Source organism: Wukongibacter baidiensis, assembly GCF_050888315.1.
Taxonomy (GTDB): domain Bacteria; phylum Bacillota; class Clostridia; order Peptostreptococcales; family Caminicellaceae; genus Wukongibacter; species Wukongibacter baidiensis.
Genome location: NZ_CP138202.1, coordinates 927,131 through 947,244 on the forward strand (window position 1 = coordinate 927,131; position 20,114 = coordinate 947,244).

Sequence of the window (20,114 nt, forward strand, 5' to 3'; positions counted from 1 at the left end):
AAATTATAAAAGCCAGACCCCTATTCGATCCCAGGTCTCAGTATTGTATCTCCATTTCCCGACTGCCCTTTTTCTTTTTAGTAATTATTTCTAATTTAAAAAGCTATATCATAAGCGCTTATTTAATCACTTATGATACAGCCCTATACTTAATTTTTTTGTTGAATTAGCATGTTTCAAGACTATAAGGACTTTTACCAAATTTCAGTTGCTACTAATCCCATCATCTTAAAACTTTAAAGTTCCATCGCAATTTCGTAGCCATCTGAAACAGCGTCTATTATTTTCCCCACTTGTTTCGCATCTCCAATGCGTGATATGTTATACCCAAGTTTTTTAACCTCTTCATAAATCTCTTGACCCACTGATTTATTACCCACAGCTGTAACAACAATATCAGCTTTAACTTGTTTTTCTTTATTACCAGTTACAACTTTGACGGAGGTTGAAGTGATTTTATTTACTCTCGTATTTGTCATTTTACGAACTTTAGCATCCTTTAAGCTGCCTAATAGACGTTTTCCACTAAGCATTTCTATATCTTTAACAATTTCATCTGCCATTTCGATGATTGTCACTCGATTTCCTTTTTCGGCTAAATATAGTGCAGTTTCTGCACCAACAAGCCCACCACCAATTACAACTACTTTTTTATCTCTTACCAGCTCTACCTCCCCAAGTATATCCCAAGAACTTATCGTTTTTTCTACTCCTTTTATAGGGGGCGTAAATGGTATTGATCCGGTAGCAAGTATCACCTCATCTGGATGGATACCTTTTATTTCTTTGATTGCATTAGTTATATTATATTTAACTCGAATTTGCAGCTCACGGATTCTCTTTTCAAACCACTCTGTAGCCCATGCTATAAATTCCTTATCTGGAGGTATCGTTGCTAATTTAAGTTGACCACCTAATTCACTGGTCTTTTCAAGAAGTATGACTTCATGACCAAGTTCTTTTGCAGAAATTGCGGCTTGCATCCCAGCAGGTCCACCACCTACTACTACTACATTTTTTTTCTTTTTGGGTACAACTTTATCCTCATACTCACGCCCTACTTCTGGATTAACTGTACAACTAAATGATTTTTGTATAGGTCCAGTAAGTGACTTATGACATCCTTCATTACAAGATATACATTTTCTTATTGTATCAGCCCTACCCTCCATAGCTTTCTTAGGCCAATATGGATCGGCGATTAAACCACGACCAATGGATACAAAGTCAGTGACATTATTTTTAATGATATCATCACAATACTCTGGTGTTCGTAGTACACCTGCAGTTGTTACAGGAATATTTAAAGCATCTTTAATTGGCGTTGCCAAGTGGGCTCTAAATCCTTCACTAAATCCTTGTGGCTCAACAATGGCTGCTTTTTTAAATGTTGGATCCATTCCAATACTAACGTCGATTAAATCTGCTCCTTCTTGCTCTAACATTTTAGCTAATTTAATGCCCTGCTTAGGGGACATTCCAAGACCTAAGGGCAAATAATCTCTTGCTCCTATTCTTACAGCGATAATAAAATCTTTACCACACTTTTCCCTAATTCCCCTTACTACTTTTCTTATGAGTCCACTACGTTTATTGAAGCTTCCACCAAATTTGTCTTTTCTGTTATTAAAAATTTTCACTTGTAGCTGAACAAAGATATAAATATGTGCGGCATGTAGTTCTATACCATCACAACCTGCCTCTTGCATATACATAGCTGCCTTAATGAACTTAGTTATCAACGCTTCTAATTCTTCTGTTGTAAACTCCTCTACTAATGATAATTCATTTGGTGCCATACTCATCATACGTTTAACAAGCGGACCATAGGAAACAGCTTTCACAGCTTGACCATCTAAAAGTTTTCCATGTGCTCCAATACCACCATGTCCTAATTGTGGTATTAACAAGGCTCCATGTTGATGGACTCTTTTAGCAAGTTCTCTAAATCCCTCAATATGCTTTTTATCATCCATAGAGGCTTCATGAGCCGATATTCTTCCCTGTTTATGATCAACACTGACCATGCCCGTCATTATTATGCCTGCTCCACCTTTTGCGCGTTCTTCATAGTAGGCTATTGATTTCTCAGTGAGTAATCCATCTTTCGTAGCCATATTGTCTTCCATCGGCGACATTATAATTCTATTCTTTGCTACTCTATTACCAATTTTTATTGGTTGAAATAAATTTGGATATAAATTTGCCACTACAATCTCCTCCTTGACATATCAATTTGACTTTTCGACATGTGTTGATTATAATACAGGTATAGTATATAATTCAATCAGCATTATTGAAGCATACGATGTTTATACAACAGAAATGACAATAATGTCGTAAATATTTTTGAAAGGAGTCTTTAATGTCAGATCGCCGTGTCAGAAGAACAAAAAAAGTATTAAAAGAAACATTCATTTCTCTCTTACAGAAAAAAGATATTCATCGAATCACAGTTAAAGAGATTTCAGATATAGCTGATGTAAATCGCTCCACATTTTACAACTACTACACAGATGTTTATGATATGCTTGACAAATTAGAAAATGAAGCACTTGAATTACTTGAAAAATTGATGAAAAATTATTATACACAAAACGATCGAGATTTATTTTCAAGAGCATGTTTTACTGAATTACTCAGTGTAATCAAAGAGAATTCATCATTGTTCAATCTGTTCTTTCTAGATGAAAATAGGGTCACATTTGCAGTGAAACTGCAAAACTTGATTTTTACAATTCCTTACGATAAAGTTAATTATGATAAGAATGTTGCTAACTATTATGTTTCTTCATACATCGCTTCAGGTACAACAGGGATGATTCAATGTTGGCTTAAAAACGAAATGAGCGCACCTATATCAGATATTGCTGAAATAATGAACCAACTGATGGAAAATAGTTATAATACCTGTTTGCAATTTGAAAGCAGACTATAACCTGAAAGGACTATTAATTCTCCTCTGACTGATGATACAATACATGATGCCGTTTATAGCCGGGGAGGGTCAGGGTAGAAAAGCTTAAGAAAAGAAAGAAAACTAATCCCAGAGCAAAGAGAAAAAATTTTAAGAGAAATTGAAATTTTTATTGATATGAGTGATAGGCTTGAAGGTAATTAATTGTTTTCAATATTACCTTTGAGCCTATTTTATTTGCTATATCTAGGAGTGTTATTTTCTCCCATAATTTTAAAAAATATATCTATATTCTAGTCCCTATAAGATACTATTCATAACTAATGTAACAGCCATTACTCCTTAACTCTTATATTTTACCTACCTCAAAACAATTATTTTCACTTCTTTAAAATTTCTACGAACCTTTACAAATCTCATGCATAAAATAGTATTGTAAGTTTTATATATCCAAATCAAAATTAATGTTAGAGATAAGCAACTTTAAGGTTGCATATCTATAGTTGATTCTAAAAAACTCGATCTACTAAAGGAAAATCCTTCATTACTTTTTTAACATATAAATTTGGATTTGAAGTCTGATGTCTATATTGTAATTTTAGAATCGAATATCACATTAGAGATTTAGGATTTTATCTTTAAGGAGATGAATGCTAATGGCTTACTCGGATAGAGAATTACTTGCTAGAATAATTAAGTGTGAGGCGGGTGGCGAAGGCGATAACGGTATGAAGGCCGTAGCTACTGTCGTAATGAATCGCGTTAGAGTACCTTACGGAGAATATCATAGAGTAAATCAAGGGGATATTAGAAAGGTAATCTATCAAAAAGGTCAATTTGACTGTGTTCGGTCGGTACTTGGAGGAGTAGCTAATCCTCAAACAATATGGGCTAGTCCCCCTGAACAGATACATTATGATATTGCTGATTGGGCTTTATCTGGTAATCGTCTATTTACCGTAGGCTATTCCCTATGGTACTTCAACCCATTTCAGCCAACATGTCCTTACGTTTTTCCTAGAAACGGAACTGGAAACTTGCAGGTTCAAGTAGGTGCCCACTGCTTCTATAACCCTACTGAAAAATATGCTCAAACTTAAGATCACTAAATTGCATAATTCTAACTTGGTAGAGTTGCATGGTAAATAAGGCATAGCTCCAGGGCTTTAAAAACTATCTTTAGATAGAATTTTAGGTGGTAATTATGCAGTTTGCTCTGATAATTTATATATAAATTAGGGAGGTCACGAATAAATGTATTCAAATTATTTTTTTAGAATGCCAATGTACCCAATGTCAAACAATCCTATAGGAGAAAATTCCATGATGGGTATGCCACATTATCAAGAGGATAGACAACAGGATGAGCCGACACCTATAGCAGGCTTTGGTACTTCTGGGGAACCAGATTTTCTGCTTCAGCCAGGCCCACCTGTACAAGATGACGTGAACTATACACAGGGCTATTTAAAGACTAAAATAGGTGAATATGCTAAAATTGAATTCCTGATCGGTACTAATCTTTTTATCGATAAAGAAGGAATTATAAAAGACGTTGGTATTAGTTACATTGTCATTGAAGAGGCCGGTACTGGAAACGAATTAATGGCCGATATTTACTCAATTAAATTTGTAACAATTTTTGAAGATGGTCCAACTAGACCTTAATGAATGTTATTTAGTTATTAAAAATCTAATAAGATCAAATCCCCTAGTCTTATTTCTCCTTTAAAATGATCAACAATGTAAAATGCCAGCACTTGATTTTGTGCTGGCATTTTACATTGCTATTCGTTTAATTCAAGAAACTTCTTTTCTCTTGTTAAAACTCCTCTTGAGTAAGTCGTTGAGTAAGTTTTATGTTTTTGATAATATGCCTTCAGATTGTATGGTCCCCTATTGTATTCAGAGAGAATTCTTTCATAGTTTTCTCCATAGGCTTCCTTTAAGATGCTTAAGTATATTACACCTAAACCAATATTATACTCTGGTTCAAATATTTTTTGGGGATTATATACTAATCCTAATTTATGACCGTATTTCTTGGCCAACCACTTTTCAGTAGAAGGTATGATTTGCATATACCCTCTATCATCATCTTCTCCTACTTCATACTGATTAAAATTACTTTCGAGCTTTATGATCGCTAGTATTAAAGAAGCTTTAATGTTAAACTTTTTAGAGTAAGCAGCCACTATAGCAGCTGTTTCTAAGTCTAAAGGGGTTTTATCAGCGATTTTTTGAACCTTATCCAAATCACTATCCAAATCCAACTCTATGTACTTTTGAACGCTTTGTAGCTCTCCTAAAACCTCTTTCTTTTCCTCGATCTCTTCCACTAATTTCTCTAGATCTTTAATCTTCTCATCAATTTCAACTGATAAAACAGAAAACTCTTTTTTCAAGTTCTCAGTCTTAGAAGTATATACTCTAGAGTTAGCTTTTATTGAGTATTGTGCGTAACTAATATATGCAGTATTTATGATTAGAATTATCAATATTAGTACTTTTACTAGTCTTTTAGTCATAATCAGAATCACTCCTTTCTTAAAAATTGTTTCAATTTATAAGCATCTTAGTTTTTGTCATGGGTTAAAATTCCTATGTATATCAAATACATGGTTCCAAATGTGGACTATTATCTACCATAAAACCCTAGGGTATATACCCCTTTCATTTTGGGTCAAATTTCTCTTAGAGAAATCACTCCAATAAAAAAAAGCATTTCCAAAAATGCTTTTTTCTATACCCGAGAAAAGATTATAATACATTTGGTGAAGCTTTGCAATATATTCCATCAAATTTAGTTAAATTTTCATAGAAATCTAGTAAAAAAATGGAGCTGTCAATATCCATACAAGCGCCTATTTTCAATACATTCATCACACGTTAAATTTCGAATAGAATTAGGAACTTTTTTTTGATTTTTTTACGTCTAAACGCCTATTTTTCATGGAAATTTATCCCAAATAAGTAAATTTGAAAAATAAACTACTGTTCATATTAAATCTATTTATAATCGAGCTTAAAAACACCCTTTACATTCTTTTCATAGTATTATATATTTTTATAGTGAAAATGATTACTTTTATGATCCAGTAAAGATTAGAAGATTTAAGTATTCTTTTTTTATATCTAAATCGGATTTTTTTCTATAAATGACCCATACTAAAAACCTAAGGAAAATCACATTTTCTGAAGCGGTCTATGACAAAGGATGGTTGTATCATGGGAAACAAAAAAATACCTAAAAGGATTTTTTTAATTCTTCTTTTACCACTAGCAATATTAATATCTTACATTGGTTCAAAGTTTCCTTATGCCATTGAAAAACTGTATTCAAACAGTATTTATAAACTTATTAACCAATCCCTTAGCCGATTTACTGGTGTATTTCCTTTTTCCGTGGGAGAGCTTCTGTTAATTTCCATAGTTATTGCATCTATTGCCGCAATAATTGTAATCATTATAAGAATTATCAAGCTTAAAAACAAAAGAATACATTTATGTTTAAATTTTCTCTTAAATACTATTATTTTAATAAGTATTGCATACTTTACATTCATAGTTATCTGGGGACTAAATTATCATCGATTACCCTTTTCAAAAATTTCAAGGCTTGATGCAAGGCCCTCTTCTACAGATGAATTAGTTATGGTATGTAATGATCTTATAGATAGAGCAAACAAGTTAAGAGTAGATATAGAAGAGGATTCATTTGGGGTGATGAATCTTAATTACAGTAAAAAGAAGGTTTTTACAAAAGCTACCGAGGGATATAATGTAGCGTCAAATCTTTATAGTGAGTTAGGAGGTATATATGGTAGACCTAAGGGTATTATCTTATCTAAGGGTTTGTCTATCTCAGGAATATCCGGCATATACTCTCCTTTCACCTCCGAAGCCAACGTTAATATAGAAATCCCTGATTGTATGATTCCTAGCACTACATGCCACGAAATGGCTCATCAACGGGGATTTGCAAGGGAGGATGAAGCTAACTTTATTGCATACCTAACCTGCACTATGCATCCTGATATAGAGTTTCAATACTCAGGAACACTTTTAGCCTTGATTCATTCTATGAACACCCTATATAAATACGATAGAGATGAATTCACCAAGCTTCGAAAAAGATACGGCGATGGAGTCAATAGGGATTTAATTTCTTTAAGTGAATTTTGGAAGTCCTATGAAGGCCCAGTAGAAAGAGCATCTGAAAAGTTAAATAATGCATACCTTAAATCTAATTATCAAAAAGATGGTGTCCGAAGCTATGGTAGAATGGTAGACTTGCTTATTGCTGAATATAGAAGTAAAGAAAGCAAAGACGACTAAAAGCCGCTTTGTAAAGTGCGTTGTTCATAAAAATAATAAGAGGGGTGTCTCACAAGATTTCTTTATGAGACAGCCTCTCTTTTACTTTATAATAATTTACGCCTCGCACAAATTATCTCTCATGCATGGGAATATAATCATTTCCTATATTCACGACCTCATATGCAGGTCTAAGGATTTTCTTATCACTAACAATCTGCTCGATTCTATGGGCACACCATCCTGGTACTCTAGCCGCCGCAAAGAGTGGTGTATAAAGCTCCTGTGGGATATTTAGCATTTCGTATACAAATCCAGAGTATAAGTCTACATTAGAACATATGAGTGTATCCTCGCCCTTTAACTCCTTAAATATCTCAATTGTTAATTCTTCAATGTTTTTATATAGATTAAATTCATCCATGGCACCCTTTTCAATAGCAAGCTCGTAGGCCTTCTTCTTTAAAAGCTCCGCCCTTGGATCTGACTTGGTATATACTGCATGACCCATGCCATATATTAAACCTTCTCCATTAAATACTTCTTTTTTCAGTATCTTTAGCAGATAATCCTTGAGCATACCTCTATCCTTCCAGTTCAGTGCATTCTCTTTGATATCAAGTATCATTTCTCTTACCTTAATATTTGCACCACCATGCTTTGGCCCCTTCAAGGCTCCAACTGCTGATGCTATGGCAGAATATGTGTCTGTTCCCGATGATGACACAACATGTGTGGCAAAGGCTGAATTGTTTCCTCCACCGTGTTCTGCATGTATTACAAGACATAGATCTAGAATTTCAGCTTCTGTTTTAGTATATTTATTATCTTGTCTAATCATGTGAAGAATGTTTTCAGCCGTTCCCATACCTTTTTGAGGTGCATGTATAAACAAGCTTTTTTTGCCAAAATAATGGGCTTTTGCCTGGTATCCATAGGATATTATTGTTGGAAACCTCGCTATTAGCTTTATACTTTGGAGTAAAAGATTTTTCACACTGGTATCATCGGCTGCATCATCATGGGAATATAGCACCAATATACTCCTCTGTAATTTATTCATGATATCCTTGCTTGGAATCTTAAGAATCATATTTTCTGTAAAGCTCTGTGGCAATGTTCTCCACTCATCAAGCATCTCATTAAATTCATCAAGCTTACTTTGAGTTGGAAGTTCTCCAAATAATAACAGATACACACATTCCTCAAAACCATAGCGCCTTTGTTCTTGAAATCCCCTAACAATCTCAGTAAGTTTTATTCCTCTATAAAACAATTCACCTTCAACCGCCATTTTTTCTTTACCTTCAAGCTTATATCCTTGAACATATCCCACTTTAGTAAGCCCTACTTTAACACCAGTTCCATTTCTATTTCTCAAGCCCCTTTTTATGTTATACATTTTATAAGTCTCTGGTCGTATATAGTTATTTTTCTCTGCTGTAATAGTTAATTCATCAAGTAACTTGGCAGAGGTTTCCTTAGTCAATTTTTTTACCCCCTTATTTAAAAGAAATACACTTCATTTTATCCCCTTATTCACTTTCATCTACCTAGATGTTGAGATTTTCAATTATAGCCTTAGTCATCTCAGTAGTCGAAGATGATCCGCCTAAATCCCTAGTAGTATATTTTCCTTCTTTGATGGTCTTATGCACTGCATCAACAATTGCCTTAGATTTCTCTATTTCTCCTAAATAGTTGAGCATCATGGCTCCCGATAATATTACAGCCGTAGGATTGGCTAGATTTTCTCCAGCAATGTCAGGAGCACTTCCATGAACCGCTTCAAAGATTGCCATATCCTTTCCAATATTTGCTCCAGGTACAAGACCTAAGCCTCCTACAAGTCCTGCACATAGATCTGATAAAATGTCTCCATATAGATTTGTAGTAACAATAACCTCATATTTTGATGGGTTCATTACTAACTGCATGCACATATTGTCAACTATAACTTCTTGTAATTCAATATCTGGAAAACTATCTGAAACCATCCTTGCACAATCTAAAAATAATCCATCTGTAAGCTTCATAATATTGGCCTTATGAACCACTGCTACTTTTTTCTTATTGTTCTTTTTAGCATATTTAAAAGCTTCCTCTGCTATTCTCAAAGATGCTTTCCTTGTTATAACTTTAATTGCTTCGGCTGTATCATCGTCATTTTGCTTTTCTATACCACTATATAGGCCTTCAGTGTTTTCTCTAAATATGACTAGATCAATATCCTCAAAGGGTGTGTTAATTCCACTTATTTTTTCTACAGGCCTTATATTTGCAAACAGATCATATTTTTTTCTAAGTAATACATTGATACTTCTAAATCCACATCCTATAGGAGTTGTAATAGGTCCCTTAAGTACAACCTTATTCTTTTCTATACTTTTGTAAACTTCGTCGGGAACAAGTACTCCTTTCTCCTTGTATACATCAGCTCCAGCATTTACAATATCCCAGTTTATTTCAACTCCTGTAGCATCTATAATCTGCTTAGCAGAGTTTGTAACCTCCGGTCCTATCCCATCCCCAGGTATAAGCGTAATATCATACATTTTATTCACCCTCTTTATTATAGTCATGCTATCTTAAAACTTAAGATAGATTTTGCTGAAATAATGAACGCTCATACATTCTTTCAGTGAAATTTATTAATCATTACAATAGCATTACTTTAGTCATTTAATTTTTTAGCGTAGTTTAAATATCCACCACACTTTAGAATTTCTACATCTCTCTTTGAGCCTTCAAATATTAAATCAATAGAAACTGCCTTTGATCTGTTAATTAATTCTACTTCTGTACCATTTTCAAGAGATTCTATAATATCTACTAATTCAATATTATCTAGTTCATCAAACTTATCATAATCATCTTTGTCTTTTAAAACTAATGGTACTATTCCAGAGTTTATTAGGTTTGCCTTGTGAATTCTAGCAAATGACTTAGCGATCACTGCCTTAACTCCAAGGTATAGAGGAACTAATGCAGCATGCTCTCTACTTGAACCCTGACCATAATTTTCACCACCTATGACAAAACCTCCATCGTTTTCCTTTGCTCTTATATGAAAATCATCGACGATAGTCCCAAAACAGTACTTAGATAGTTCAGGAATATTTGATCTAAATGGTAACAACTTAGCATTTGATGGCATTATATCATCGGTTGTGATATTATCTCCGGTTTTTAATAACACCTTTCCACTTATGTTCTTCTTTAAATCCTTGTTAACTGGAAAAGGCTTGATATTTGGGCCCATTGTTACTTCTAGTCCGTCTCTATCAATAGGTGGACATACAAAATAGTTTTCATACACGTCAAATTTATCTGGTAGTTCTATAGCTGGCATATCTCCAACAGTTGACGGATCAATTAGGTATCCTGCAATTGCTGAAACAGCAGCAGTTTCAGGACTGACTAAGTACACATCGGCACTTTTTGTTCCACACCTACCTTTAAAGTTTCTATTAAATGTTCGTAGGGAAACAGCGTCGGTTTTTGGTGCCTGGCCCATACCTATACATGGTCCGCAGGATGCCTCAAGTATTCTAGCTCCTGCTGAAATTAAATCCCCTAATGCTCCGTTATCAGACATCATCCTAAGTATATTGCTAGAACCCGGTGAGATAACTAAGCTCACATCGGGATGTACTCTCTTACCCTTTAGTATCTTTGCCACCTTCATTAGATCGGTATAAGATGAATTAGTACAGCTCCCTATTGCGACTTGATCTACTTTTATTTTTTCTATATCCTTAATTGAGACCACATTGTCAGGACTATGGGGCATTGCAGTCATTGGCTCAATATCATTTAGATCAATTTTTACTTTTTTATGGTATACTGCATCTTCATCAGCAGCAATATTCACAAAATCCTTTTCTCTTCCCTGCTTTATTAGGAATTCCCTTGTTACTTCATCACTAGGGAAGATCGAGGTGGTTGCCCCAAGTTCGGCACCCATATTAGTTATGGTGGCTCTGTCTGTTACGGATAGTTCCTTGACTCCTTCACCAGAATATTCAACAACATATCCTACTCCACCCTTAACACTTAGCTCCTTTAGTACATATAAGATTACATCCTTTGCTGAAACCCATGGCTTCAATTTTCCTACCAGTTCAACATTGAGTACCTTTGGAACCTTGAGAAAATAGTATCCCTTTGCCATGGCAACGGCAACATCTAAACCACCTGATCCAATACTAATCATTCCTAATCCACCACATGTAGGTGTATGGCTATCTGAACCAATTAAAACGTCACCAGGCTTACCAAATCGTTCTAAGTGTAATTGGTGACATATCCCATTCCCAGGTTTAGAAAATATGATTCCATACTTTGCTGCTGCCGTTTTAATAAATTCGTGGTCGTCGGCATTTTCAAATCCTGATTGAAGTGTATTATGATCTATATAAGCTACAGATAAGTCGGTCTTGATGTCCTGAATTCCCATGGATTCTAATTGCAAATAGACCATTGTACCTGTAGAGTCTTGAGTCAGTGTTTGATTAACCTTTATTGAGATTTCACTTCCTTCTATTACTGAACCCGATAATAAATTTTTCTCAAGGATTTTATAAACTAAACTTTTCTTCATTCAAACCACCCTTTCACTTATCCATAATCAAAATTATTGCGTTTTTGTAATGTATTATTGTATACAATTATACTTGTATGATTATTCAGTGTCAAGCAAATTTATTTATAAAATTATTAAAAAGGAGTCATTGGAGAAAGTATAAAAAAAAAGCGTCACAAACGACGCTTCAGATTGTAGATAAAGTCTACAAGATGATAGACTGTTGAGAAAGCTGAAGTTCGAGTCGTGCTGAAAGCAAGAGACCGCAGCGCATACAGACATACGTAAGGGTTCTTGCTTGAGGCAACGACGAAGAAATTCGGGTTTGTCAACAGTCTCAAGCGTCACAAACGACGCTTTTCCAACTCTAGATTATTGCTCTATTTACTTCATAAGTTTACTTTATGATACCCATATATATTTCTATTCACCAAAATTCCTATCGACTAATTCTTTGAGCTTAGCAATGGCTTCTTTTTCATCTGCACCTTCAGCAATAATTGTTAATTTATCTCCCTTTGCAGCTCCCATGCTCAATATACCCATAATGCTTTTTGCATTAAACTCCTTTCCATCCTTTACTATCTTTATATCTGATGAGTATTTTGATGCTACCTTCACAAATAAACCCGCTGGCCTTGCATGTAAACCAGCTTGAGCTCTTAATTCCACTTCTACCTTATACATTTTAATTCCCCCTAAGTTTATATTGTTGTTATCTATTCTTTAGTAAAACTTGTGTGCTAGATTGTATTATAGCTGTACGCTCATAAAGCTCACGAAACGAAAGTAGACTTTGAGGTTTCCTTTTGAGCGATTTTTATGAATCTGTTTTTACCTTGTGCTTCTAATTCAAAACAGGTTCATAGCATGAGCCAAAAGGATTCTCAAAGACTACTTGAGTACATAAAACCTTACAAGCGTACATCTCTATGTCCCTACACACAAAGCTGTATAAATTCAGATACTTTATTTTTCATATTATCCATAATCAAAGGCTCCATGTATTCTATTGCCTCTTCAGTAACATTATTTCCCTGAGGCGTAATCCAGCTGAGTGGAAAATATCTAATATTGTTTGCAACTTTAGAAGCTTGAACCATAAACGTCTCGACTTTATAAGGATTATTTTGCATCCTATTCAATCCAACCATAAAACCTGTATGGCCTTCCATTGAATACTTTACTGCCTCCTTACCAACTAATTCAGCTTCCTCTATGTCTATCTCCGAAACACAGTGCATAGCACACCGCTGAGTCACACCTAGCTCTAATACTTTGACCCTTGTGGTTATCCCACTTTCTATTATTAGATTTTTTAAGTAGCCTCCAACTCCCCCTAGTTGAACATGTGAAAATCCGTCATGCTTATTTGACGAGCTAGTATCAAAGATGTATTTCCCAGTTTCGCCTTTTATACCCTCTGAAGCTACTATATATACCTTATTGTTTTCCTTAAATCTATTCTTTACATCCTCTAAGAACTTCTCCTTTGAAAACTGAACCTCAGGCAGATATATAAAATCAACAACTGATTTTCCGTTTATCTTTGCAAGGGCACTACTAGCCGCTAGCCATCCAGTATCCCTTCCCATGGTCTCTAAAATAAATATCCCATTATTTGTATAGACACTTGAATCTAAATATGTTTCTAATGCTATAGTTCTTATATACTTCGCAGCGCTACCATAGCCCGGTGTATGGTCTGTATGGAACAAGTCATTATCGATGGTTTTAGGGATTCCAATGATTTGCTTATCAATCCCATTTAGCTTAGCGTATTGACTAAGCTTTCCTACCGTATCCATTGAGTCATTTCCACCGATATAGAACATAGTTTGAACATCAAGCTTGTCTAATATTTCGAACAGCTTAAAATAGTCATCGTCATTCACAGTAAAATCCTTCATTTTATATCTACATGACCCCAAGGAGGAGGACGGAGTGTGTTTCAAAAGATCTATTTCATTATTCGTTAACTTAGATAGATTAATAATTTTATTTTGTAAAATCCCTTCTATTCCATTAATCCCTCCATACACAGTATCATAGTGTTTTACTTCTTTATTCCCTTGTATTACACCAACTACACTTGCATTGATTACTGCTGTAGGTCCTCCTGATTGTGCAACTAAACAGTTCTTCATATTATCTCTCCTATTTCAATTTATCATAATTTTAACTATAGAAATCAAAATGTAAATTTATAAGTGCATTCTATATATATGAAATTATTTTCTTATAATAAGATAAATCGCTTTATAACTTCCGCAACTCCTTCATTTTCATTATCATGTTCTGTAATATAATTAGCATGCTCCTTTATATAAGAGCTGGAGTTTTTCATAGCTACCCCAAGTCCCGCAACTTTTATCATACTTAAATCATTTCTGTCGTTTCCAACTGCGATACATTCATCTATAGAATAACCGTAATGATTGGCTAATATTTTTAGGGCATTTCCTTTACTCACATCTTTTTGAGTGATTTCAATATTGTTGGCTTCTGAGCTAGTTATTTCATACTTGTTTAATCTCTTTAATCTGCCTTTTAACCTCTCTAGAACTAAGGGGTTTTCATCTACAAATGATATTATATATGTTTCAATATTATTCTTAGTTATATATCTAATAGGGTCCTTTAATAATCTTGCATCTACTCTAAATTCAGGATAAACCATTTGATTATATTCGTAGCGAATATATCTGGCAAATCCATCGATATTAGTACATATATAGTTTTTTAAATAGCTACCGTGACCAAAGCTAAAATATATGCCTTCCTTTTCCTCCCTAGCAACTGTGATAATTTCTATTAACTCATCTGAAGCTATTGGATATGAAGATATCACTTTCTCGTATTCAGTAATTAGCCCTCCATTGCTAGTAATAACTGGCTGGTGTTTATCGATTTGAACGTTATAGTATTTTGTTGGCAGATACATTCTAGCTGAGCACATAGCAAATTTTACGCCCTTAGCTATTGCTTCCTTTACTAATTCCATGGTTTGCTTTCCGATCTCTTCTTTCTTATTTAATAATGTACCATCTAAATCAACAGCTACTAATTTGAATTTCATATTTATCACCACCTTTACCAGTCAACTTTATAAATTAATTATATTATCTTCCTTTCGCAGCAATCAACAGGTCAACAATAATTATTAGTTCCACAATAATGAGGCAAAAAATATTGCCTATTTTATTAAGTTTTTACTACATCATTAGAGAAGTATAATTATAATTTCAGGCCCGTAAACTGTGATATAATTTAACAAAAATAGAGGGATGGGGAGTACAATGACTAACGATATTTTGCTTAAAAAATATAAATCTGAACTAGAAACATTAAGTTTTAACGAATTCACCAGCGAGACTGCTTTGGCCATCGGAAATCATCTAATTGATATTGCTAAAAACAACGGATACCAAATTACCATTGATATAAGTAGATTTAATCACCAGCTATTCCACTTCTCCTTTGACGGTACAACTCCCGATAAAGACCTGTGGATTACCCGTAAAAGAAATGTAGTGGAACATTTTTTTACAAGTTCAATTTATATGGCCACAAAGCTAGATCGCGACGAGACAACACTTTCTCAAAAATATGGATTGTCCGATGAAAAATATGCAGCTGTTGGTGGTTCTGTACCTATCATCCTCAAAAATGTAGGTGTCATTGGATCAATTACAGTAGCTGGTCTATCACCTGAAGAAGATCATAATTTAGTTATTAGCACTATAAGAAGGTATTTAAAATAAAGGAGATGAAATACATGAATCTAAACTTCAACATGCCTACGAAATTATACTTTGGTGTAGGCCAAGTCGAAATCCTGGGCGATATTGCAAAGCAATACGGAAGGAAATGTTTATTGGTTACTACTGCAAATACGCCTCCCCTTGATTCACTCTATTCTAGGATAAAAGATATTTTAATAAAGAATAATTTCGAAGTTGTACATTTCGACCATGTAATTCCAAACCCAACAACTGAAATTGTAGAAAAAGGTATCAAGTTACTAAAAGATAATAATGTAGATTTTGTTCTCTCTGTTGGTGGTGGTTCCAGTATAGATACTGCTAAAACCATCTGTCTACTGAATGGTCTTGATGAGATTCACTGGGAAGATGTATTCAGCACATATACTAGCCCCCATGCCAATTATGAGCCCTTGTCAGAAAAATATATCCCACACATATCTATACCAACTACTTCTGGTACAGGTTCTGAGGTGACTCAAGCCGCTGTTCTCTCCATGGGAGACGATAAAAATACTATTTTTCATCCATTAAACTATTCCGATGATGCTATTTTAGACCCTAGCCTGTTGTTAACCTTACCAAGAAAGCTTACTGCCTCTACTGGCTTCGATGCATTCTCCCATGCATTTGAAAGTTATATTAATTCAGCTGCTTCACCCTTTAGTGAGTTAGCTTCAATTGAAGCAATAAAAACAATTAAGGATTATCTAGTAAAGTCGGTTAACGATCTACAAAATATAGATTATAGAGAAAAGCTATTATATGCTCAAACCTTAGCTGGTATTGGCTTATCAAATGCCGGTGCATCGGCTCCCCATCCTTTAAGTGAAATTATTGGAGGCATTACTCACATTAGCCACGGAGAAGCCTTAGCCCTTGTATTTCCAGAATTTCTACGTAGTCAACATCATTTAAATACTGCTAAATTTGCCTGTGTGGCTAGAATCTTTGATGAAACTTTAAATACCGTATCCGATGAAGATGCGGCCGCTAAGTTAGGAGATATTATTGAAAAGTTCTTAGGTGATATTGGTCTTTATCTTCGATTTGAGGATTATAATGTCTCAGATGAACAGTTTGATTTAATCGTCAATTGCCCTGTTTTAGGTTTTCTACCCTTTGGTAGTAAAGATGATTTACAACGAATTATATTAAATTCTAAGGAACTAAGATAACTTACTCTAAATACATTTGAATATGTTAATAAAAAGTGATAGGACTATATATAGTCCTATCACTTTTTATTAATTTATCCCCTTATGACAGCAGAATCAAACCCTGAAATTTCAGATACTTAAGGGATATTGATATTTCCTTTTAGTGATTTCAATGAACCTTTTTTCACCTTTAAAATACACAGAAAACAGGTTAATTGCATGAACAAAAAGTAAATATCATAAGACTTCGCTGCAGTATCTAACTTAACGGATTAATTAAAAAAGGGGCTGTCTCATAAAGGTTTCTCATGAGCTCAGCCCTAGTGTGTTTCAGAATGAGTGAAGTTCAAGGTTTTGAAATTTCAACGGTTTGGCTAGTACTAACGTACGTGCCAAGTCGGTGAATATTTCAAATAACGCAGAAATTCGCCATTCTGAGACACCCCATCATTTATTTCTTTACTATCTATAGCAACTCAAATCCAGCTGTAAAATGTCTTAGCGACGTAATAGGTCCTTCATACACAAGTTTCATTCCCTTATATTGATCCCTGTTCTTATAGATTTCTCCAAGGGCATTTGCTATAACATCCATATGACTGTTTGTATATACTCTTCTTGAAATAGCTATCCTCATCGTTTCTAATTCTGGCCAAATCGGCGCTCCTGTTTCCTTATCCTTTGAACCAAAGGCACAAGCCCCTAACTCCACTGCACGTACACCTGCTATCTCATATAATGCACAAACTAATCTTTGAGATGGAAACTCATACTGTGGTATATGTGGGAAGAATCTTGCACCATCTACATAAACTCCATGTCCTCCAGTAGGCTCGATGATCGGAACTCCCTTTTCCTTTAGCTTATCTCCTAGATACTTTACTTGATTTATACGATACTCAAGGTACTGCTCATCACAAACCTCTTGAAGACCAACTGCTAGAGCTTCCATATCTCTTCCTGACATACCTCCATAGGTTACAAATCCCTCATGTACAATTGCTAATTGATTTGCAACGGCAAATACATCTTCATTTCTTGTAACAAATAAACCACCTATATTTACAAGTCCATCCTTCTTTGAACTCATTGTAGCAGTTTCACAATACGAGAACATTTCTCTTGTTATTTCCTTTATTGACTTGTCTTGATAACCTTCTTCTCTTTGCTTAATGAAGTATGCATTTTCCGCAAGTCTTGCACTATCTAATACAACTGGTATGTTATGCTGCTTAGCAAGCTCACTTACCTCTTTAATATTCTTCATTGAAACTGGCTGACCGCCGTTATTGTTGCATGTAATAGTTATAATAACTACAGATATATTTTCTGCACCCTTTTCTGCTATTAAATTTTTCATCTTAGTTATATCTATATTTCCTTTAAATGGATGTGACGCGCTTCCTGCATCCATTCCTTCATCTATAACGTAATCAACCGCTAAAGCACCTAAAACTTCAGCATTTCCTCTAAATGTATCAAAGTGCATGTTTCCAATAGCGTATTTTCCTTCTTTAGCATAGATCTTAGCCATAATATAGTCTGCTGCTCTACCTTGATGGGTTGGCTGTACATATGGCATCCCAAATACATCTTGAACCGATGCCTCTAAATTATAAAAACTCTTGCAACCGGCATAGGATTCATCTCCTAACATTAAAGCCGACCATTGATGTGAACTCATTGCCGACGTACCACTGTCGGTTAAACAATCTATATAAACGTTCTCTGCTCTAAGTCTAAATGCATTGTAACCTGCTTCCTTAAGCAGTTTCTGTCTTTCTTCCGTTGTAGTCTTTCTAATTGGTTCTACCATCTTTATTCTAAAGGGTTCTGCTGTCATAAATTTCATCTTTATTCTCCTCCTAAAATACTAATTAGACTTTATTTCTAAAGCTCAGGCTGCCCGCAAACCCGAATTTCTTCGTTGTCGCTTCAATCAAGAACCCTTACGTATGTCTATATACGCTGCGGTCTCTTGCTTTCAGCACGCCTCGAACTTCAAATTTCCAGGTAGCCTGCCATCTTGTTGACTTTGTCAACAATCTGACTTTATTTCTAAAGTGATAGTATCCCCTTGCTTGGCTTCACCTAGCTTGGATATATCAACCGATTTGTTTTCGAGATTAGTAATAACAACTGCTGTTATTAACGAAGGAATCTTATCCTTTATACTATCGATATCAACTTCAATCAATAATTGTCCTGCTTCTATCTTATCTCCAGTACTGACTAATAGGGTAAAGCCTTCTCCATTGAGATTCACAGTATCAATGCCAAAATGTATTAATATCTCATGGCCTGTATCGGACATAATGCCTATGGCATGCTTGGTTGGAAAAATTGACACGATTTCTCCCTTTACTGGAGAACACACTTTTCCCGATGTAGGATCTACACAAAATCCATCACCCATCATTTTTTGAGCGAAAACTGGGTCAGGTGCTTCAGTTATTAATTTAACCTCACCAGTTAATGGTACTAACCATGATAATTCCTCTTTTTTCTTGAAAATCTTTTTAAACATCTACTACTCACCACCCTATGATATAGTTCGTTGAATTCTTTATCGATAACTATTTTAGGTTATGTTTTTCAGCGGCTTCATCTATAGCCTTTCTACAAGCCTGAACTCCTGCAGTTATACCCTCAGGATATTTAAATATTGCAGAAGAAAGGATTACTACATCTGGATTACAAGCAATAAGAGGCTCCATGTTATTGTGTCTTAAGCCACCATCTATTGCTAATTCACACTTCGGATTCTTTTCATCGATCATTTTTCTAGCTCTTTTAACAAGGTCCACGGCACTTCTACGCCATCCCCAGTTATCTTTACCATCAGTTTCATCAACACCATGAACAACTATATGAAGTCTATCTATATCATAAATCGATTCCTCTACAAAACATAAAGGTGTATAGCATCCGAGTGTTAACCCAATCTTCATTCCAAATTCACGGCAGTAGTGGATAATGTACGCTAATTGAGCCCCAAGAAAATGCTCTGCCGGTAGGATTAACATATCAGTTCCAACATCAGCAAGTTTTTCAATAAATAGTCTGTCACAGGTTTCCGTATAGAAATGGCATTCAATCATTTTATCAGTGACCGGCCTAATCCCTTCTATAATCTGATGTCCACCCATTAATTGAAGATTTTTTAAATCGTGCATATCTGCAGCATCTGAATGTATATAATCTACTCCTGCATCTACTGCTTCCTTTACTACTCCTGCAATATTACCATAGTTAACATGTGCTAATCCTGCTGCAATTTTTATGTGTTTCATATAAAATCACTCCTTCTATTTTCTACATCCATAGTCTAGCATAATAAGCATTTTTCTGTTGTAAAAGTAATTGCCATT

Annotated in this window: 17 protein-coding genes; 6 read left to right on the forward strand and 11 right to left on the reverse strand. The window is 34.8% G+C overall.

Features of this window, described 5'->3' with window-relative positions:
• Positions 1–236 precede the first annotated feature (236 nt).
• Positions 237–2,210 (reverse strand): FAD-dependent oxidoreductase, encoded by a 1,974-nt coding sequence (locus tag R9X47_RS04525; RefSeq protein ID WP_432665533.1) that lies wholly within the window; start codon positions 2,208–2,210, stop codon positions 237–239.
• Between the two features lie 155 nt (positions 2,211–2,365).
• On the opposite strand from R9X47_RS04525, the gene R9X47_RS04530 reads away from it, so the two are divergent.
• The 3 genes from R9X47_RS04530 (at position 2,366) to R9X47_RS04540 (ending at position 4,585) form a co-directional block, all read left to right on the forward strand.
• On the forward strand, positions 2,366–2,938 hold the full coding sequence (locus R9X47_RS04530; RefSeq protein ID WP_432665534.1) for a TetR/AcrR family transcriptional regulator: 573 nt from the start codon (positions 2,366–2,368) through the stop codon (positions 2,936–2,938).
• Positions 2,939–3,573: 635 nt separating this feature from the next.
• Positions 3,574–4,017, forward strand: coding sequence for a cell wall hydrolase (locus R9X47_RS04535; RefSeq protein ID WP_432665535.1), 444 nt, complete (start codon positions 3,574–3,576; stop codon positions 4,015–4,017).
• Positions 4,018–4,171: 154 nt separating this feature from the next.
• Positions 4,172–4,585, forward strand: coding sequence for a hypothetical protein (locus R9X47_RS04540; RefSeq protein WP_432665536.1), 414 nt, complete (start codon positions 4,172–4,174; stop codon positions 4,583–4,585).
• Between the two features lie 119 nt (positions 4,586–4,704).
• On the opposite strand, the gene R9X47_RS04545 is transcribed toward R9X47_RS04540, so the two are convergent.
• Positions 4,705–5,445 carry a lytic transglycosylase domain-containing protein gene (locus R9X47_RS04545; protein WP_432665537.1) on the reverse strand — a complete coding sequence of 247 codons (741 nt, stop codon included), beginning with the start codon at positions 5,443–5,445 and terminating at the stop codon, positions 4,705–4,707.
• A gap of 700 nt (positions 5,446–6,145) precedes the next feature.
• Here R9X47_RS04545 and R9X47_RS04550 point away from each other — a divergent pair.
• The gene (locus R9X47_RS04550) at positions 6,146–7,255 is read left to right on the forward strand and encodes a DUF3810 domain-containing protein (RefSeq protein WP_432665538.1); all 1,110 of its coding nucleotides are present in this window, start codon (positions 6,146–6,148) and stop codon (positions 7,253–7,255) included.
• A gap of 112 nt (positions 7,256–7,367) precedes the next feature.
• Here the strand turns inward: R9X47_RS04550 and R9X47_RS04555 are convergent, their stop codons facing one another.
• The 6 genes from R9X47_RS04555 to R9X47_RS04580 all read right to left on the reverse strand — a co-directional run bounded on the left by R9X47_RS04555 (position 7,368) and on the right by R9X47_RS04580 (position 14,898).
• The gene (locus R9X47_RS04555) at positions 7,368–8,723 is read right to left on the reverse strand and encodes a citrate/2-methylcitrate synthase (RefSeq protein WP_432665539.1); all 1,356 of its coding nucleotides are present in this window, start codon (positions 8,721–8,723) and stop codon (positions 7,368–7,370) included.
• Between the two features lie 64 nt (positions 8,724–8,787).
• Positions 8,788–9,789: an isocitrate/isopropylmalate dehydrogenase family protein gene (locus tag R9X47_RS04560; RefSeq protein WP_432665541.1), complete on the reverse strand. Its 1,002-nt coding sequence runs from the start codon at positions 9,787–9,789 to the stop codon at positions 8,788–8,790.
• 119 nt (positions 9,790–9,908) lie between these two features.
• Entirely contained in the window at positions 9,909–11,837 is a 1,929-nt protein-coding gene (locus tag R9X47_RS04565; RefSeq protein WP_432665542.1) for an aconitate hydratase, read from the reverse strand.
• Positions 11,838–12,242: 405 nt separating this feature from the next.
• Entirely contained in the window at positions 12,243–12,506 is a 264-nt protein-coding gene (locus R9X47_RS04570; RefSeq protein WP_432665543.1) for an HPr family phosphocarrier protein, read from the reverse strand.
• A gap of 251 nt (positions 12,507–12,757) precedes the next feature.
• Positions 12,758–13,966, reverse strand: a complete 1,209-nt coding sequence (locus R9X47_RS04575; protein WP_432665544.1) for a 6-phosphofructokinase — start codon at positions 13,964–13,966, stop codon at positions 12,758–12,760.
• A 92-nt stretch (positions 13,967–14,058) separates the two neighbouring features.
• Positions 14,059–14,898 (reverse strand): Cof-type HAD-IIB family hydrolase, encoded by an 840-nt coding sequence (locus R9X47_RS04580; protein WP_432665545.1) that lies wholly within the window; start codon positions 14,896–14,898, stop codon positions 14,059–14,061.
• A 220-nt stretch (positions 14,899–15,118) separates the two neighbouring features.
• Between R9X47_RS04580 and R9X47_RS04585 the strand changes: the two genes are divergently transcribed.
• Positions 15,119–15,583 carry a heme-degrading domain-containing protein gene (locus tag R9X47_RS04585; protein ID WP_432665546.1) on the forward strand — a complete coding sequence of 155 codons (465 nt, stop codon included), beginning with the start codon at positions 15,119–15,121 and terminating at the stop codon, positions 15,581–15,583.
• Between the two features lie 14 nt (positions 15,584–15,597).
• Positions 15,598–16,761 (forward strand): iron-containing alcohol dehydrogenase, encoded by a 1,164-nt coding sequence (locus R9X47_RS04590; RefSeq protein WP_432665547.1) that lies wholly within the window; start codon positions 15,598–15,600, stop codon positions 16,759–16,761.
• Positions 16,762–17,209: 448 nt separating this feature from the next.
• Here R9X47_RS04590 and R9X47_RS04595 read toward each other — a convergent pair whose 3' ends face one another.
• The 3 genes from R9X47_RS04595 to R9X47_RS04605 all read right to left on the reverse strand — a co-directional run bounded on the left by R9X47_RS04595 (position 17,210) and on the right by R9X47_RS04605 (position 20,036).
• Positions 17,210–18,595 (reverse strand): tryptophanase, encoded by a 1,386-nt coding sequence (locus R9X47_RS04595; protein WP_432665548.1) that lies wholly within the window; start codon positions 18,593–18,595, stop codon positions 17,210–17,212.
• 186 nt (positions 18,596–18,781) lie between these two features.
• A complete protein-coding gene (locus R9X47_RS04600; protein WP_432665549.1) occupies positions 18,782–19,270 on the reverse strand; it encodes a PTS sugar transporter subunit IIA in 489 nt (162 codons plus the stop codon).
• Between the two features lie 49 nt (positions 19,271–19,319).
• Entirely contained in the window at positions 19,320–20,036 is a 717-nt protein-coding gene (locus R9X47_RS04605) for a ribulose-phosphate 3-epimerase (protein WP_432665550.1), read from the reverse strand.
• Positions 20,037–20,114: the final 78 nt, after the last annotated feature.

Coding starts and splice junctions, on each gene's coding strand:
- R9X47_RS04600 (WP_432665549.1), bottom strand. CDS start 19,270: ATGTTTAAAAAGATTTTCAAGAAAAAAGAGGAATTATCATGGTTAGTA.
- R9X47_RS04580 (WP_432665545.1), bottom strand. CDS start 14,898: ATGAAATTCAAATTAGTAGCTGTTGATTTAGATGGTACATTATTAAAT.
- R9X47_RS04540 (WP_432665536.1), top strand. CDS start 4,172: ATGTATTCAAATTATTTTTTTAGAATGCCAATGTACCCAATGTCAAAC.
- R9X47_RS04585 (WP_432665546.1), top strand. CDS start 15,119: ATGACTAACGATATTTTGCTTAAAAAATATAAATCTGAACTAGAAACA.
- R9X47_RS04605 (WP_432665550.1), bottom strand. CDS start 20,036: ATGAAACACATAAAAATTGCAGCAGGATTAGCACATGTTAACTATGGT.
- R9X47_RS04530 (WP_432665534.1), top strand. CDS start 2,366: ATGTCAGATCGCCGTGTCAGAAGAACAAAAAAAGTATTAAAAGAAACA.
- R9X47_RS04565 (WP_432665542.1), bottom strand. CDS start 11,837: ATGAAGAAAAGTTTAGTTTATAAAATCCTTGAGAAAAATTTATTATCG.
- R9X47_RS04570 (WP_432665543.1), bottom strand. CDS start 12,506: ATGTATAAGGTAGAAGTGGAATTAAGAGCTCAAGCTGGTTTACATGCA.
- R9X47_RS04590 (WP_432665547.1), top strand. CDS start 15,598: ATGAATCTAAACTTCAACATGCCTACGAAATTATACTTTGGTGTAGGC.
- R9X47_RS04575 (WP_432665544.1), bottom strand. CDS start 13,966: ATGAAGAACTGTTTAGTTGCACAATCAGGAGGACCTACAGCAGTAATC.
- R9X47_RS04560 (WP_432665541.1), bottom strand. CDS start 9,789: ATGTATGATATTACGCTTATACCTGGGGATGGGATAGGACCGGAGGTT.
- R9X47_RS04595 (WP_432665548.1), bottom strand. CDS start 18,595: ATGAAATTTATGACAGCAGAACCCTTTAGAATAAAGATGGTAGAACCA.
- R9X47_RS04545 (WP_432665537.1), bottom strand. CDS start 5,445: ATGACTAAAAGACTAGTAAAAGTACTAATATTGATAATTCTAATCATA.
- R9X47_RS04535 (WP_432665535.1), top strand. CDS start 3,574: ATGGCTTACTCGGATAGAGAATTACTTGCTAGAATAATTAAGTGTGAG.
- R9X47_RS04550 (WP_432665538.1), top strand. CDS start 6,146: ATGGGAAACAAAAAAATACCTAAAAGGATTTTTTTAATTCTTCTTTTA.